Genomic DNA, 14,691 nt, shown 5'->3' with positions numbered 1-14,691 from the left:
GATAAGGGGAGTTCGATAATGAACAGGTCAATTCGCACTCAGGTTAGAGTACCGTAGTTAACAAATCTAGACAAGTCTTCGCAGATGATTTCAGCTATAACGCTTATCCTGCAATGATCCTAGCCGTTTTCTATGCAGGATTTTTGGAACTCTTATCCGATGTCGGACAGAACACACCACTGTATTTTCTGGGAACACAAAACCAATTTTGCTGTAGCTGAAACTACAAACCAAGGATTCCAATGAGTTTGGTTGTCTACAACACACTTACCCGCCGCAAGGAAGCGTTTCTTCCGCTTTTGCAGAGTGGATTTCTGCCCGCTTCCACCTCTGATCTGAGGGGCACGGCAAACCTGTCTTCCCCAGAAAAACCACGGGTGCGCATGTACGTCTGTGGGGTCACCGTTTACGATTTCTGCCATCTCGGCCATGCCCGCACTTATGTGGTCTGGGATGTGGTGCGTCGCTATCTGGAATGGCGTGGGTATCGAGTGCAGTATGTACAGAATTTTACAGATGTGGATGACAAAATTCTCAAGCGAGCTTTAGAACGCGGAGAATCGATGCAATCAGTGGCAGAACGCTTTATCGCAGAATACTTTCAGGATATGGATCGCCTTAATATCAAGCGAGCTGATCTTTATCCAAGAGCAACTCAATCCTTACAGGCAATGTTCGAATTAATCCAATCTTTGGAGCTCAAAGGCTTTGCCTACCGGGTACGGGATCCCATACCCAAAGAGTCTAAAAAAGAGTCCAAATTTTCTTCTGTTCCAGCAGCGGATTCACCCACAGCTGATTGGCCTGAGAAGCTGGCCTACGATGTCTATTATTCTGTCCGTAAATTCTCGGATTATGGTCAACTCTCTGGGCGAAAGTTGCAGGATATGGAAGCTGGGGCCAGTGGTCGGGTGGGAGAAGAAAGCGCTGACAAACGGGATCCCTTTGACTTTGCCCTTTGGAAGGCGGCTCCCCTCACAGAGCCGGGGTTTGAATCCCCTTGGGGTTGGGGGAGGCCGGGCTGGCACATCGAATGCTCGGCTATGGTGCGAGAAACCCTGGGGGAACACATCGACATCCACGCTGGGGGCGCTGACCTGATCTTTCCTCACCACGAGAATGAACTCGCCCAATCGGAGCCAATCACCGGCAAGCCCATGGCCAAATACTGGCTACACAACGGCTTTCTCAACATCAATGGCGAGAAAATGTCCAAATCTTTGGGCAACTTCACTACCCTCCGGCAAGCCCTCACCGTTTACGATCCCATGGCTCTGCGTCTATTTCTTTTGCAGACCCACTACCGTAGCCCGATCGACCTCACGGATGCAGCAATGCAGGCTGCTAGCCACGGTTGGGACACCCTCCATAAAGGGATCCAAGCCGCGCACCAGTTCCTCAAGCAGGGTTCCGGATCACTGGAATCCCCAGAGGCTGGGGCAATACAAGCCTTTGAATCTACTATGGACGATGATTTCGGTACCCCTGGCGCCCTGGCTATCGCTTTTGAATTGGCCAAAGAACTCACCCGCGAACACAACCTATTGACCCACCAAGGTCAAACCCATCTGGAAGCGGAGGTGCTGAGGCAGAAAAGTGTGGCTCTGCTGGAGGTTCTGGGGACTTTAGGATTTGTGGTGGAAGATGCCCATCCACAGCAGTCGGACCCAGCAGAGCTATCGGGGAGCAGGAGAGAATCTTTACGCCCAGAAGATGTTGAGGATCTGATCGCACAACGCTTGGCAGCCCGCAAAGCAAAAAACTTTTCAGAGGCGGATCGGATTCGGGAGCACTTGAAAACTCTGGGCATTACTCTGGTCGATCAAAAGGATGGCACCACCCGCTGGCTTCAAGAATCGAGATATACCTAACCCTTGCCGAAGAGGGATCCCATTGCTGCTGACCTATCTCAACTGGGCTGGACTGGCTCCCCTCACTCCCCGCAGTTATTTGCGCAGTCTCTTTGCTCCGGAGCTTCTGGGAAATACACAGCTACCCGGCTGGTTCCGACGGGTTCAAGCTTTGCGAGAACGGGTGGCCAATTGGTTAGGGTGTCAGCCGGAGCAGGTGGCTTTCTTGCCCTCCACCAGTGCAGCTCTTTACATCGCATCGTTGGCGCTCGCTTGGCAGCCCAGCGATCAAGTTCTATACGCTCAATCGGACTTTCCGGCCAACATCTTGCCCTGGCAACGCTTAAGCCGCTTTGGAGCCGAAGGGATCCCAGTCTCGAATTGGGAGGATCCCTGGCCGGAGAAAGTGCGCATGGTCAGTCTTTCGACGGTTGACTACTCCACCGGCATCGAACAACCTTGGCAGCAGGTGGTACGGCGGGCACGGGCACAGGGGATCTGGAGTTGTGTGGATGCTATTCAATCTGCTGGGGTCAAACCCAGCTGGATCCCCGAGGTGGACTTCTGGTGTGCCGGTACGCAAAAATGGCTGGCCTCGGGGTTAGGTCTGGCTCTGCTGGTGGTGAGCCAACGGGTTTTACAGGAACTGGATCCCCCGATGCCCACATGGCTAGGACTCCAACACCCCCCCGATTTGAACTTGGGGATCGACCCGACGGCCCGAGGATGGGAGCTGGGCTGGATCACCCCTCCAGCCTTGGCCCGCTTTGAAACCAACCTCAAAACCCTGGAGCACATCGGGTGGGAGGCTGTCACAGCAGGAGTGAAGCAACGGCGGGATTTTCTGCACGAACGGCTGCTGGAAATGGGCTGGCCGGTGGTCTCTTGCCCAAAGCGCTGGTCCGGGATCCTCTCTTTTGCACCGGGATCCGTTCGGGCGGAGGCGATTGTGCAGTCTGGCTACCGGCGGCGGATCATCACCGCCCAGCGGGGAGAATACGTGCGCTTGTCCCCCCATATTTTTAACGCTCAACGGGAGCTGAACTGGGCTGTAGACTGGCTGTGGGATTGTCGAGTAGAAGGGCAAGCCCAAAGGGATCTTCAACCATGACCGATATTCTGGAGCGAATTGGCTATGCCCTTTTTCGGCTTTTGCTGCGCACCATCGGGCAACTGAGCGAAGGGATCCGGCTGGGCTGGCGCACCGGCTTTGACTCCGGGGTGATGCTGGAATACATCTACGAAAATCACCCTCGTGGCATCACTCCATTGGGAGTTTGGTTCGACCGTCTTTTCATCTCGCATCCGGTTTGGGATGGGGTACGTTCCCGCCGACAAATGCTGATCCAGCAACTCACCGAGGCCATGGGCCATTACCACCAACCTTTGATCTTCGACTTGGCCGCTGGGGTGGGATCCTACCTGTTCGCTCTACCTCCCAACCGGGCCACAATCATCGCCGGAGATTACGAACCGGAAGCTGTGCAACAGGGACAAGCGAAAGCCAGCCAACTGAACCGCCCCGACATCCAATTTCGACGCAACAATGCCTTTGAACCCAAGGAATTTGCTTCCGAGCGGGCCGATATTTTGGTAGCCTCGGGTTTTTTCGACATCCTCACCCAAGAGGAACAAATCCAACTGGTTCTCAAGAATGGCAGTGCGGTAGTAGAACCGGGATCCCGTTGGATATTCACCATCCAAGAAAGCCATCCCAACCTAAAAATGCTGCAGCAGGTATTTGTGGATCTCCATCAAAAACCCTGGGAACTGGTGCCCCGTCCTGCCGAAACTTTGCTTGCATGGGCCAAACCTTTGGGCTGGAAACTAGAAAAGCTGGAGCGCAACGCCTTTTTTGCAGTCGGCACTCTACTCTTTCAGCCGGACTCGGTTTGAGTTGCTCAGTTCAATTGGCTTCAGTACCTCAGCTCAGGAGGAACAGCCTCGCGATATAGCTGCTGCATCGCCGCAAACCACTCCAACCGCGAGGGATCCCAGGTATAAAACATGTGCCCGCCCCGATAATGTTTCAGGGTCAAATTGTCTTTCAGGCGCGGATCCAGCTTCATCAAATCCACCAAGTGATTGGAGGCAAAATAGGGTGTGACCAGATCATAAAGGCCGTGGTGAATGTTTACCCGCATATGAGGGTTGAGGGCCATGCTGGTGCGCAACTCGTCCATCGCCCCGATAAACCCCTGCTTAAACTCACCTTTTTGGTTAAATTGCCAGGCTTTGAACACCTCAAAATTCAGCAGGTGGTAGGTGAGCTCTGTATTTACCTGTAAGGTATCCCGTAAGTGGCTGTTGATGGCAGCGGTAAACAAGCGATCCAAACCATCTAGAGTTGGGTCGGATCCCTCGAAAGTGGGTCGATCCGGAAAGGGATCCACCGCCGTCACAGAAGCATCGTACAGCCCCACCACCTGTCGCTGAGGCCGCAACAATTCCCGGGCAAAGCTGCTGATATCGATCCGCCCACCTTTTTGGGCGATATACTCTGCCGATAGGCCGATCCCTGCCGCCATGTCTTGATACACAGCCTGGCGTTCTGCTTCTGGCATCGCCTCTCCCATGGCCAGAAGGGGTAGCAATCGCTGTCGGGCAAAGGTCTCCGCTCTGGGGAGCAAACTGGATAGATCCTCACCCCAGCTAGATAGACCATGATGCGCTGCCGAAGCCACATAGGAAGGAAACAGCGTTGCCCAAGTGGTGAGATTGTAGTCGCTGGTCTCTAAGAGGCTGAACTCTATGGCCGGGGAAATCAAGATCGCCCCCGACAGCCCTACCCCAAACGTTGATTGCAGCTCTTTGGCCAACCGTGCCACCCGAAACCCGCCATAACTTTCGCCTGCAATAAAAATGGGCGATAGCCAGCGTTTGTGCCGCGAGAGAAATCCCTGAATGAACTCCCCCAGAGACTTTAAATCTCGCTCTACATTCCAGAAGGGGGCTTCTTTGGGGGGATCCTCCGCCTTACCACCGGATTCTGGACTTGCTTCTTTTGGGGGATCCCCGGCTTTACTGGGGTCAGTATTCTCTTTGTCTTTCGGCAAGGCTCGACTAAAGCCTGTTCCCACAGGATCGATAAACACCAAGTCTGAAAATGGCAACCAACTTTCGGCATTATCCACCAAGCGCACTGGGGAAGCCGGCAAACTACCGTTCGGCCCAAATTGAATCCGTCTTGGCCCCAGTGCTCCCATGTGTAAATAGGCAGAGGCTGCCCCAGGCCCACCGTTGAACACAAACGTGAGGGGACGGTGTGGCGAACTGGATCCTGAATCAGAGTCTTGCTTCAAATAGGCCACATGGAAGATCTCTGCTACGGGCTTTTCCCGCTCGTAGAGGGTTTGCCATCCCGCTAGAGCCTTGTAGGTCAAGGGCTCACCCTTAGCCTTAAACGTATGTTCTGTGGAGTAGATCGGGGGAGTTGACTTGGATTCTGTAGCCATAGGGGCAAGCTACCAGCGACGTGATCCCTAGTGAATCATAGGTAGCTGGCTTTGCAGCTTCTCAAAAGAGAATTCGCCGCAAGGGATCCCGTTTTTTCATTTTCAGAGGCTCTACGGCGGCTCTAGCTCTACAGATTATTGATTATTGATCTATTGACTACAGATTAAGAGGAGCTTCCAGGGTCAGATTCAAGGACTGGCCTGGGCGCAACACCACCACTTGAGGAGCCGTGACATTGCCAATCACCACCCCAGCAGCAGCACCACCCAGCACATTCCCTACCGATACCCCTCCGGTCAACGCCCCCAGCACCGCCCCAGCAGCAGCACCGATGGCAGCATCTCTAACGAGGGCATCACCCGAGTACTGACGGGGATCCTTCTCATCGCGAATGATATTTGAAGTAGCTCGCAAACTATAGGTGCGGCCACCGATGACAATTGAAGTGCCTATAAAACGGGATCCCCCAGGAGCCGGTTCCATTTGGCCATAGATACGACTACCCGCCGGGATGACCAATCGACCTTGGGCATCGTAAATACCCTGGGTCACCGCCAACTGTAACGGGTAAACCGTATCAGGGTAGAAATACTCCGGAGCTTCACTGTTGAGGCTGCCGACGGGAATGACCGTCCCCTGCTGTAGACGATAGGCTCCCAGTTCAAAGAGCTGCTGGGCTTCAGTGGGCATGGGAGCAACTAGAGGGATCCCGGCTAGGCCAACCAAGGCTGCAACAAGAATGGCCTTCATGTTCAGATCCTCCTGATCCGCTCTGACATTACCTCTATTCTAGACAGCAAGGGGCTCTCACCGCTTGCGAAAGCTGGCAACTTACGAGCTTTCCAAAGGTTTCCAAAGGATATTAGTAGACTAGACTCAACTCCAAAGGCAGCTCACTCCAGAAAGCGAATCTGATGGTTGTGGGCAGAAGAGAAATGAAGTGGTATGTTCTCTACCTCAACAGTAGGCTCTATGGCTTTTCAAGGCTCTTCTGACTTGGGAATCTTTTGCTCAGCTGAAATACGATTGCGATAACGTCTTGCTTTTTCCTGCAATGACTGGAAGAAGTCTGTATCGATAATTTCCTTCACCTGGTTCTGACGTTTCACCTCATCAATCTCAATCTTGAGCTCTGCCACTTGTTGTTTTAGTTTGATCTCTCTGCTCCGTACATCCTGCACCATCAGATCAAAAATATCTGTGAGGGTAGAAATCTCATCGGTGGGCAGAAGACTGGGCAGCCCTTTGCGAGGCTCCAGTTGCTTCAACTGCTGAATGTAGCTGTCATAGTCTTCCTTCTGTACATCCTCAGCGGCCTTGGCTAGCACCTGCAGAGGACGGCTGAATAAAGAAGAGAAGATAAACACCAAAATAAACAGCCCACCATAGGTAGAAACGAAGGCAACTAGGATGCTATCCCGGATCCCTTGCTGCACACGGATCACATAATCTGCTCGATAATCAATGCCCAAACCTCCTACATTTTCTCCTTTAGCATTTTTCACTGGAATCCAACCAGAAACCCAATAGCCGAACTCATCTGTGTAGGGTTCTAGATAAATGCTCAGTTTTTCCAAACCACTAATGAGGGAGTTCTCATCACCAGAACTGACGAACCGCTCGAGAAACTTAGCTCCAAATGGGGGATCCTGCAGAGCAGAGCTACTACCGATAAAAATCACCTCGTTGGGAGAGTCTCCTGGAAGGTAAGTGTAGGCAAGCACCTCAGGATTGATCGCCTTCAGAGAAGCTAGAAACCGTACATGCTCCCAATAGCGTGGATCGTCTGTGTAGCCATCTTCGCGAGGCTTAGCCTCTTTTTTGAGGGTGAGTAGAGCATCTCCATCAATCTCGGCAGAAGCTCCTTCTAAAGTCCAGATCAACTCTTCTTTAATTCGACTCAATGCTGTTGAAGTAGAGTATCGGTAAAACCAATAATAGGCTCCCGCAAAAACACAGCTAAAGGTTAAAGTAAATCCAAATAGAAGTTTAAAGCGCAAGCTTAGAAAAGGCCGCTTCCTTTTTCTCTGGGATACGACTTTTGAGTTTAGGGCTTGAGTCAACATGGGATCCCTAGTCTGATTCTAGTCTGATTAGATTCTAAAAGTCTGACTGTATATTCTATCTTATCGGTTTAGGCTTGCATAAAAACTTTTTATTTGCATAAGATCTTCTCACGACTCAGGTAGGAGTCCAAAATCTGACCCAAGAGATCCGGGTAGGAAAGCCCCTGTTGCTGGGCGATGATTGGCAGGGCACAATGCTTCGGATTCAGACCGGGCAATGGATTAATCTCCAGAAGGTTAGGGTTCCCCTCTGCATCTAGCCGAATATCGACACGACCCAAATCTCTACATTCTACAGCTTGGTATGCGGCAAGAGCTACCTTGGCAAGTTCATCCCACAACAGGCTTGGCCCCAAGGGAAGATAGGTATCAGGTGCTAGGCTCTCCCATTCTTCCTTCTCTCGATACCCACTAGCTCCATAGAGAGCGACCTCAGTAATTTCCGTGATTCCCAAGACGCGGGTATTCTCCCCTGTACCCAATATCCCAACTGTAAATTCCCGACCTGATAAAAATTTTTCAATCAAAATAGGCTGTTGATAAATCCTGAGCAAATATTCAACCTGACTTTGCAGCTCTAAAAAACTTGAGATCACAGAGCGCTGACTATCAATACCTTTTGAGGATCCCTCATGACAAGGTTTGACAAAAAGGGGAAAATAATCGACAGAAATTGATAAATGACTCAATTCCTCGACCCTTCGTACCACCCAAGCGGAAGCTGTAGGAAGACTACATCCTTTCCATACTTGTTTGGTCATGGCTTTATCTAAACAAAGAGAGAGTGTCAGGGGATCCGATCCCACATAAGGAATCCGGTAGGCTTCCAATAGAGCTGGGATGAGAGCTTCTCGTCCTCGACCCCATAGCCCTTCGGCTATATTAAAGATTAAATCTACAGAAAGCAGATTTGAATGAAGTCGCTCTAGTAGGGCTAAAAGGTTACCGATCCGCTCAACCTCGAAGCCCAGTGCTTGCAATCCTTCAGTTAAAAAATACAAGGTTTCAGAGCTATCAAATTCTGCGTAATGATCCACAGGTAGATCTGGAGATGGCGGATCCAAGGGACGCAAGTCGTAGGTAAGACCAATTTTCATGAGAATTTCCGCTCGCCTGCGAGAGCATAGGAAGGGTAGTAGCTATGCTTGATACGCTGAGTAATCTTAGGATCCCAGCAACGGGAAAGAATCTTACGATGGGCGGAACGCTCGGCACTACGGTATTCCTCTCCCAAAATAGACACCGCCGTTTCGGCAGCGAAGCTACATTTTCCCAACTGAGCTCGTTGAGACACAGGAATAGCCAAGTTCATCAGAGGCAGGGATCCCAGCCTCATCAGATGCCAAATGCCGACGTAGTGAGAGCATTGTAGAACTCCGCCATATCTTCTAAAAATATCCTCCTGTAGTACTTCAGGCTGGCTGAGTTGCTCTAGGGTGGATCCCAGCAGTCTATCCAGCTCGCTCTCAAAACAGACATAGTCCAGCTCAAAATATCTGGCGATAGTCGCCACAAAAGGAACAAAACTTTGGAATCTATCTTGATCATTCTCGTAAAGTTCTCGATCGTCAATTAATACGCTAATACAATAGTCTTCCGGCATTAAGTCATAGGCCTTGATCCAGCGTCGTGCGTAATCTACAGAAAAGTGAATATGATAAAGTACCTCATCCGACAGAAATTGAGGATTTTCCTTGTCAACATAGATGTGGGCAATCTCGATATTATGAGAGTTCACCATTCATTCCCCATCTCAGCCTGTGGTTGGACATACCTCATCTAGAAATCCAGTTGATCCAAAACGCTCCTGCCTTTCTGTCTACGCTTCAGTCGCCAGTTAAGTAAGCTGCTATCGTAGGTAGACCGCATTTTCAAAACGAACCCAACATTGGCTACGCCGACCACGGCTGCTAAGATCAAATAGATTTGCCGATGATCGACAGTTTCAATAAAGAATGAGGATCCCCATATCAACGTTAAAATAACACATCCCATGATCGTTCCAATTGCAAATAAGTAGCTGTCCATAAACAAGCTAACCCTACCTCGGCGTTCCTCAGGCACAAGAGATTGGATCGATTTTCCAGCAGCTTCGTTAATCGTCAATTGCGAGATTTTGGATAGGCTAAAGCCTCCGATCCCACTGACCAGACCTCTAGAAAGAATCATCCACAGGCTGGCAAACAACTGGTTGATCGGCAAGATCAGCAAGGCGTTTTTTAGATTTAAGACTTGCAATATGCGACTGGTTAAGAAGGTTTGGATAAAAGTGGCAGAGAGAATAAGTCCTAGTCTAAATAAGCTGTAGAATTGCTGGTAGCTTTCTACAGTAGGAAATGCTTGGTTAGTAATGCCAAGAAAATCGAACTCAAAGATGGTAAGAACAACATTAATTCCAATAATAGAAAACATAATGTAACGAAATGCAGGAATTTCTTTGATGAACTCCCAACCCTCACTGAGAGATTCCTGGAAAGTCTCTTTCTTATTACTGGTTCGTCTAATCTCAACCCCATGCAACCCTGCTTTTATAAAGATAAAAATGATCATATAAAGCAATCCATTGAAGACAAGCAGTTCCTCCGTCTTCAAGTCAACTCTAGTTAAAAGTATTGGGGCAATTCCTGAAATTCCAAGTCCTAAAATTTGTCCGACAAACTCTCCAGATGCAATCGGAGGAAACAAGCGTTTCGACTGGGTCATGCTAAAAATATCATTGGCTAGAACCCAAAAGATGATGGGGAAGAAAAGCTGTTGCTGCTCAGACAAGAGAAACAGTAAGCCGTAGTTAATCCCTCTCACGCCTTCAAAAATGAATAAAAATCTTAATAAAATATGAATTAATGCAAAACTAAAAACCATCCAACTTAAAAGCTGAAGTCGATTGTATTTATCAATCACTACAGACTGAATTGCTGTCACCAGCATGACGATAAACATATCAACTAGCCAGACAACTAAAATAGCATCGGAACCTACTGTGCTGAGAAATCCGCTGACGGCAACGACATCCGATATTTGTCTGGCAATAGAGTTTATCAACAGAATTAAAGTCATCATAAAGACGACCCTGACCTCTGCCTCCTCGACCTTGAAGAGTTGTCTTAGACTTTCAGATATCTTCATTGAGGGTTCATGAATCCTTTGTATAGTACTATCACCCATCACTCCTAATGAGAAATGGCGATTATGCTTATTGTACCTGGTTGCTTTTGCTGAAACTACAGATGATTCCCAGTTACGGTCTGTTCCGACTTCACACAGGCTGTTGAGCTAGACAAAAACCTTATGGGGTACAAGATTGACCTGAATCTGCTGTATCAGATGACGCTGGAAAAGGCTGTATCGCCAACTGTTTACCGAGAAGGAATGACAGAATCCCTTTCTGAGCATAAATTCGATTCTTGGCCTGTTTTAGGATCCTTGACTGGGATCCCTCCGCAACAGAGTCTGTAATCTCTCTACCTCTCTCCATAGGCATACAGTGCAGGAGGATAGCATGGGATGGAGCGTGCATCAGGAGTGCTTCGTTGACTTGATAAGTAGCCAATTTTGTGAGCCGGAATTCGACTTCTTTCTCCAACAAGCCTGTTTGAATCCAAGAATCCGTGTAGATGGCATCAGCTTGTTCTACGGCTTGCACGGGATCCCCTATGAGGGTAACGGCTTCATGATGGTTAACTTGGTTGGCCAGTTGGATGGAATCTGCGTCAAGACAAAATTCGGGTGGGCTACTGATCATCAGATGAAACCCAAACTTGGCGGCTGCAAAGGCTAATGAGCGACAAACCTCCTGAGCGCTATGCCCCACGAATGCAACCCTTAAGCCTGCATAACTGCCAAATTCCTGCTCTAGGGTCATCACATCCGCCAGAGTTTGACAGGGATGACAGTAATCGGTCATGGCATTGATGATAGGCACGGTAGACCAGCGGGCTAACTCGAGCAGTTCTGTATGGTGCCGCAAACGAATAACAACAGCATCCACAAAAAGGCCTAGCGTAGCTGCAAAATCCTGAATGGACTCTCGATAGCCCCAGCCAATTTCCTCAAGACTTAAGGGAATAAGTTGCCCTCTTAGCAAGCTCACCGCAACCTCAAAGCTAAGTCGGGTTCGCAAAGAAGCTTTTTGGGAGAGGAATGCAACTCGGGTTGGCTTGTTTGCAAGATCCTTATAATTCTCATCAACCAAACCTTGTTGAGCTTGTTCGAACGCTTCTATACCTAGCCTGAGGATTCCCTGCAGGGATCCAGGATCCCAATCTAGTAGGCTAATCCAATGTTTAAGCATTTAACAATACAAAAAAGAGCAGAGTTGTTATAACACCAGCACAACTCTACTCTTCTTCTCAGAAACGAGCAAACACTCAGTCATCTGGTTAGTCATCTGGCATTTAGGTTTACCATTTTGGTTTTGGAGGTTTTGGAACCCAGCCTGTCACTACACTTGCTGTTGCGCCCACTGTCGCAGAGACAATAGCAATTGTAAGAGACACCTTAACTTCTCCACCTGCCACAGACTCTAACTCCTCATCAGTTAATTCATTAGTGGGAGTCTCTGCCTGCCGTCTCTGCACTTCCTCCCAAAGCTCATCAGGCGTCAGGTCAAACCCCTTCGAAATGGCAAGATCTGTGCAGCTTGTATACTCATAATATCACCGAAGTAAATGGACGTAGCACCGAAATAAATGAGCGCAATAATGCTATCACGTCATCATAATCTATTGATGTTTATCTTGACTAAGTTAAATTAAGGATTGTATTCGGAATAGATTAGTACCATTGTCCGCATATGCCGCCAGGCAAACAAATGAATGTTGAGTCGGCCATAAACCGCTAGGAGATAGTTGATTTCTGCCTGGATTCTTTTCCTTAGCCTAGAATAAAGATATAGCCTTAATAGATGCCAATCTAAAAATAGACGGATTCCCTTTGATTCCACTCAAGTGGGTGAGGCAGATATATGAAGATTGTATGGGCAGTAGAGGGGTCAACCCTCACTCAATTCGCCTATATCTGGACGGTGAGCAAGTTCCTGCCGGTGGCTTTTCACCTTCTTCCGAAGTTCATCAGGAGTAATATGGAGATCTTGAATTTGTAATCTGTATTTCTGTTTTCTGGAATCAATCTTTGTCCGCCTAGTAGATATTGCGAATACAATCCCCAAAAAATGAGCCTTACCACTTCACCTTAGGAGCAATGGCTATGCTAATCGCGCTGCCCAATGCCGTTGCCAAACCAACTGTTAGGGCGGTTGCCACCAACATCTCCCCTCCAGCAATGGCCTCTAGTTCTTCATCCGTCAGTTCGCCTAAATCCTGACGACGAGAGAACTCTGCTTGACGACGATATACCTCTGCCCAAAGCTCCTCTGAGGTGAACTCAAATCCTTTCTGAGCAGCCAAGGAAGCCACCGCCTCCCGGTCGTCTTCTGCATCCAGCACCTGAATGACCTCTTTCATCAAATCTTCATTCTCTGTGACTTTTGCTAAGAATTCTGTGACTGCCTGTGCACTCATGGTTGCCCTCTTCTATCCTAATTCAGTGAGTTCTTTGAACCTAGCATGTTCTGTTGCTTAGTTCTAGTACTGAGGAGCATAGATGATTCCATTTAGCTAAACAGTTTAGTCTATTGCTGTTAGTAAATCGCGAAGAGTGAATCACGAAGAGAAATTGATCTGGTTTTGTGAAAGGTGTATGAAAAGTGCCTTATTCAACCGTGTCTCTCCAAAGAATGATCTATCTCTATCAACTACAGCAGCCCCTGACGCATCTGATCCCACAAGTTAAGATAAGATGCCACTGCAGAGGTGGAAAGAGGTCGCCAAATTTCAGACTGCTGCCAAGTGGCAGGCTGAAAGTCCTCTCTTTGTTGCAAGCGGGGAGACAACTGGGCCGGATCCATTGGCAATACAGAAGGGATCCCACTCAAATTCACCCAACGGGGGGCCAACTCAGGATCTAGCAAGAAATTAAACCAATCCACGAAAAGGGATCCCAAATCCAGAGATTCCAGTCCTTCGGTTTCTAGGGCATGGGGGCGTACCCACGCATCCCACCATAGGGCTGAGCCAGAAGCCGGGATCACCACCTCCAATTCGGGATAACTGGCTTGGGTGCTGTAGAGATCCTGCGACCAACCGACCGCCACCCAGCTATCGGCAATGCGCAAGATGGGCAGGTACTCAGAGGAGGTATAAGCCAAAACCTGACGGTGCAGGGATCCCAATTCTTGCCGGAGCTCAGCATCCTCTGGGTTGAGGGGATCGTTGTAGGAACGCCCCAGCTTTTTTAGGGTTAGGCCAATCACTTCCCGCGGATGATCCGGCAGAGTAATTTTGCCCGTTAAATCGGATCTCCACAGGTCGGCCCAATCTCGAATGGGTTCTATAACCCGATCCCGACGGTAGGCTATAGCCGTTACTCCCCAGCGCCAGGGGACGCCCCAAATGTTCTCCTCTCGTTGTACCGCCTGCCGCCAACGGGGATCCAAATCTACCCACTTTTCCCCCAAAAGGTCTTCGGGTAAGGGATCCAACCAACCGGAGACGATGGCCCGATCCAACCCGTCTGCCCCCAGCAAGGATAGAGCAACCCTAGGTTGCCGAGGTTGAAACCAACCCAAGGGATCCCACCAAGCGGGGGTTGAAGGCTGAACTCTTCGCCGCAAATTAGCCAATAGCTGTGCCCGTTCATCCAAGAGCTGCACCTGAAACCGAGCGGTTGTACTGCGGCGGAACTCGTTGAGCAGACTGCCGGGAATCGATTGTTTCAGCGCCAAGATCAGAGGCACATTCGGATTCGGGCCACCACACCCCGCCAGCACCAACCCGAGCAGGATCCCGTGCAAGAGTTCACGTCGGCTAACCCTCAGATGCTCCACGACAGTACCGCTCCACCAGAATCAAAGCCACCAGATCATCGTAAGCGTTGGCCGGTACCCGCAGCCCTTTGGGCAGGAGGCGATCCCATCCTTGGGGTGGATAAAAATCCCAGTAGCGCTGACGGGCCTCTTGAGAGCTATGCCGTTCATCCACAAGGATGATCTGTTGCGGGGGGATGATCGATTCCAGTTGATGTTTCCAGGTTTGGGCCGTTGTTTGGTTGCCCAGGATCACCCGCTCTGCCTGAAAGTGTTGCCAGAGGGTTTGCAGTTTGGCCAATGCTACTGAGGAGGCAATCACCTCCCGGTGTAGGACTTTAAGCTCCGATAGCACCTGCACAACCGCAATTCCACATTTGTCCCGCCCCGGATCAAAGCCGATAACCACCCCCACTTGGGATAAGGCTGACGGGATAGATGCATTGGAGTAGGACAT

At 49.6% G+C, this 14,691-nt stretch carries 14 protein-coding genes; 3 read left to right on the top strand and 11 right to left on the bottom strand.

Annotation, left to right across the window (positions count from 1 at the left end; translation table 11 throughout):
- The first annotated feature begins 242 nt into the window (after window positions 1-242).
- Genes L1047_RS14265 through L1047_RS14255 form a run of 3 tightly spaced genes read left to right on the top strand, consistent with a single transcriptional unit; the run spans window position 243 to window position 3,746 of the window.
- A complete protein-coding gene (locus L1047_RS14265; RefSeq protein ID WP_235279619.1) occupies window positions 243-1,871 on the top strand; it encodes a cysteine--tRNA ligase in 1,629 nt (542 codons plus the stop codon).
- Window positions 1,831-2,961: an aminotransferase class V-fold PLP-dependent enzyme gene (locus L1047_RS14260; RefSeq protein ID WP_235279618.1), complete on the top strand. Its 1,131-nt coding sequence runs from the start codon at window positions 1,831-1,833 to the stop codon at window positions 2,959-2,961. Before L1047_RS14265 ends, L1047_RS14260 begins: the two co-directional genes overlap by 41 nt.
- Window positions 2,958-3,746, top strand: a complete 789-nt coding sequence (locus L1047_RS14255) for a class I SAM-dependent methyltransferase family protein (protein ID WP_235279617.1) — start codon at window positions 2,958-2,960, stop codon at window positions 3,744-3,746. The genes L1047_RS14260 and L1047_RS14255 overlap by 4 nt, the downstream gene beginning before the upstream one ends.
- Window positions 3,747-3,766: 20 nt before the next feature.
- Here L1047_RS14255 and L1047_RS14250 read toward each other — a convergent pair whose 3' ends face one another.
- The 11 genes from L1047_RS14250 to L1047_RS14205 all read right to left on the bottom strand — a co-directional run bounded on the left by L1047_RS14250 (window position 3,767) and on the right by L1047_RS14205 (window position 14,691).
- Entirely contained in the window at window positions 3,767-5,305 is a 1,539-nt protein-coding gene (locus L1047_RS14250) for a S10 family peptidase (RefSeq protein WP_235279616.1), read from the bottom strand.
- 157 nt (window positions 5,306-5,462) lie between these two features.
- Complete coding sequence (locus tag L1047_RS14245) at window positions 5,463-6,056, bottom strand: hypothetical protein (protein ID WP_235279615.1); 594 nt, start codon at window positions 6,054-6,056, stop codon at window positions 5,463-5,465.
- A gap of 230 nt (window positions 6,057-6,286) precedes the next feature.
- Window positions 6,287-7,372, bottom strand: coding sequence for a hypothetical protein (locus L1047_RS14240; RefSeq protein WP_235279614.1), 1,086 nt, complete (start codon window positions 7,370-7,372; stop codon window positions 6,287-6,289).
- An 89-nt stretch (window positions 7,373-7,461) separates the two neighbouring features.
- On the bottom strand, window positions 7,462-8,469 hold the full coding sequence (locus tag L1047_RS14235; RefSeq protein WP_235279613.1) for a D-alanine--D-alanine ligase family protein: 1,008 nt from the start codon (window positions 8,467-8,469) through the stop codon (window positions 7,462-7,464).
- Window positions 8,466-9,113: a hypothetical protein gene (locus tag L1047_RS14230; protein ID WP_235279612.1), complete on the bottom strand. Its 648-nt coding sequence runs from the start codon at window positions 9,111-9,113 to the stop codon at window positions 8,466-8,468. The genes L1047_RS14235 and L1047_RS14230 overlap by 4 nt, the downstream gene beginning before the upstream one ends.
- 38 nt (window positions 9,114-9,151) lie before the next feature.
- Window positions 9,152-10,432 (bottom strand): hypothetical protein, encoded by a 1,281-nt coding sequence (locus L1047_RS14225; RefSeq protein ID WP_235279611.1) that lies wholly within the window; start codon window positions 10,430-10,432, stop codon window positions 9,152-9,154.
- Between the two features lie 226 nt (window positions 10,433-10,658).
- Window positions 10,659-11,663: an ornithine carbamoyltransferase gene (locus L1047_RS14220; protein ID WP_235279610.1), complete on the bottom strand. Its 1,005-nt coding sequence runs from the start codon at window positions 11,661-11,663 to the stop codon at window positions 10,659-10,661.
- 109 nt (window positions 11,664-11,772) lie between these two features.
- Complete coding sequence (locus tag L1047_RS16820) at window positions 11,773-11,949, bottom strand: class IIb bacteriocin, lactobin A/cerein 7B family (protein ID WP_443081720.1); 177 nt, start codon at window positions 11,947-11,949, stop codon at window positions 11,773-11,775.
- Between the two features lie 600 nt (window positions 11,950-12,549).
- Window positions 12,550-12,891, bottom strand: coding sequence for a Nif11-like leader peptide family natural product precursor (locus tag L1047_RS14215; protein WP_235279609.1), 342 nt, complete (start codon window positions 12,889-12,891; stop codon window positions 12,550-12,552).
- A 233-nt stretch (window positions 12,892-13,124) separates the two neighbouring features.
- Window positions 13,125-14,255, bottom strand: coding sequence for an extracellular solute-binding protein (locus L1047_RS14210; RefSeq protein WP_235279608.1), 1,131 nt, complete (start codon window positions 14,253-14,255; stop codon window positions 13,125-13,127).
- On the bottom strand, window positions 14,236-14,691 hold the full coding sequence (locus L1047_RS14205; RefSeq protein ID WP_235279607.1) for a Holliday junction resolvase RuvX: 456 nt from the start codon (window positions 14,689-14,691) through the stop codon (window positions 14,236-14,238). The genes L1047_RS14210 and L1047_RS14205 overlap by 20 nt, the downstream gene beginning before the upstream one ends.

It is taken from the genome of Synechococcus sp. Nb3U1 (genome assembly GCF_021533835.1).
Lineage (GTDB): Bacteria > Cyanobacteriota > Cyanobacteriia > Thermostichales > Thermostichaceae > Thermostichus.
Note: the sequence above shows the minus strand (reverse complement) of the source record. Positions and strands in the feature narration are given on the sequence as shown.